1 protein-coding gene is annotated in these 693 nt (G+C 46.9%); it reads right to left on the minus strand.

Translation table 11 applies throughout. From position 1 onward, the window contains the following. The coding region (locus tag A3735_RS04700) for an SDR family NAD(P)-dependent oxidoreductase (RefSeq protein ID WP_068637662.1) at nt 1-604 on the minus strand (604 nt) is incomplete at its 3' end. Nucleotides 605-693 lie beyond the last annotated feature (89 nt).

Raw genomic sequence — 693 nt, forward strand, 5'->3', positions numbered from 1 at the left:
GGTGAATAGTTTTGTGTTCTTCATGCACCATCGGCGTATCAACTTCTGGCGGACAAATCACTTGAACCGCTACACCTTCAGGCGCCAGTTCGGTGCGCAAGGCCTGAGCTAAACCCACCACCCCAAACTTAGAGGCATTGTAAGAGGTATAGGCATAAGTACCGACCAACCCTGCCATAGAAGCCACCAAGGCTAACTTGCTAGGCACTTTGTTTTTCTTCAATAAAGGAATAGTCGCCTGAGCAAAGTTACGAGAACCAAAAAGGTTAACTGTCACAACAGTCTCAAACTCTTTAGCTGGTACAGCTTCAAATAAACCAGTGCGATTAATACCTGCACAATGCAAGGCTATCGTTGGTAATCCCACATGACACGCCGCTTCTGAAACTACTTTAAGCAGGCCATCCAGGTCTGTCACATCGGCTTCGTAATAGGCAATACCCTGACTGGAGTTATGCCTTAGATCCTCAATAAGCGATTTTGCCTGCTCATCAAACTTTAGATCGAATAAGGCCAGGTTGGCACCCGTTTTTACGTAGCGCCGTGCGATTTCCTGGCCAATGCCACTCGCTGCACCGGTGATATAAATCGTTTCTTGATTCATTAGTGTGCTGCCTCTGATTGTTGTTTTTTAGTAGTCATCGAAGCTTCCGGCGCGAAGGCATCCTCATCGATACAGAGTATCTTGGGTAG

It is taken from the genome of Oleiphilus sp. HI0061 (assembly GCF_001635675.1).